We start from the raw sequence: 1,197 nt of genomic DNA, 5'->3' as shown, positions 1-1,197 counted from the left end.
CCACAAGGGGAGCTTCCGGGCGCTGCTCGACGAGGCCGAGGTCGACGAGGTCGTCGACTGCCAGGTCAGGGCGGTGTGCGAGTGCGGCGCGCCGGTGCTGGCCGAAGGCCGGGTACTGCGCCACCAGGTGTTCGAGGTGCCGCCACTCAAGGCACGGGTGGAGGAATACCGGCTGCACGGCGGGCGCTGTAGCGGCTGCGGCCGCCGGCACCGCGCGGTGCTGCCCGCGGGCGTGCCCACTGGACAGCTCGGGCCGCGCGCACTCGCGCTCATCGGGACGCTGGCCACGCGCTACCAGATGAGCCAGCACAAGATCCGCGAGTTGCTCGCTGACGTGATGGGGCTGCGCTTCAGCATTGGCGCCGTCTCCCAAGCCCACGGCCTGGTCGGTGCCGCGCTCAAGGCGCCGGTGGACGAGGCGGTGCGCAGCCTGGCGGCCGCGCCGCTCAAGCATATGGACGAGACGAGCTACGGGCGCGAGGGCCAGCGCAGCCACTGGGTGTGGGCGCTGGTGCAGCCGCGGCTGGCTGTCTTCAGCGTGCTGCCCTCGCGTGCCCGCTACGTCATCCACAGCCTGCTTGGGGCACAGCCCCGCGGCATTGTGAGCTCCGACCGCTATGCCGGCTACGCGCACATTCCGGCCGGGCAGCGGCAGCTGTGCTGGGCGCACCTGCTGCGCGACTTCCGCCGCATCGCCGAGCGGCAAGGCGCACCCGGGGTCGTCGGACGCTGGCTGCTCGCCACGGGCCATGTGCTGTTCCGATGGCGGCAACAGGGCCGTGCTCCCCAGGAGTTCGCGCCACTGCAGCGCCGGCTGCGCCAGACGCTGCAGCGCGGCGTCGCGCAGACCGCCTGCCGGCGCACCGCCGCGACCTGCGCCGAACTGCTCAAGTGGTGGCCCTCGCTGTGGACATTCCTGCGTTGCCCCGAGGTGGCCCCGACCAACAACGATGCCGAACGCGCGCTGCGTGCCGTCGTCGTCAAGCGCAAGATCTCCGGCCCCACGAGGTCCAAGCGCGGCGACGAGTTCCTCTCTCGCGGCTTCACCGCGCACGAGAGCTGCCGCCGTCAGAACCGGGACCTCCTGCAGTACCTGGTCTCGGCCGTCACCGCGTGGATCTCCAAGCTCACCCCGCCCAGCCTCCTGCCCCAGCCCGCCGGCTGATCCTCAGTTCAGCACCCCGGCTGAATACGTAC

General features: G+C 71.8%; 1 protein-coding gene. It reads left to right on the top strand.

Annotation, left to right across the window (positions count from 1 at the left end):
- Positions 1 to 1,165: IS66 family transposase (gene tnpC / locus D3A59_RS24885; protein ID WP_119157978.1), on the top strand; the 1,165-nt coding region annotated here is incomplete at its 5' end.
- Between the last annotated feature and the right edge of the window lie 32 nt (positions 1,166 to 1,197).

The sequence above is a fragment of the Caldimonas tepidiphila genome, from assembly GCF_003569765.1.
GTDB lineage: Bacteria > Pseudomonadota > Gammaproteobacteria > Burkholderiales > Burkholderiaceae_C > Caldimonas > Caldimonas tepidiphila.
The sequence above is the reverse complement of the archived record's forward strand: the minus strand, read 5'-3'. Positions and strand labels throughout refer to the sequence as shown.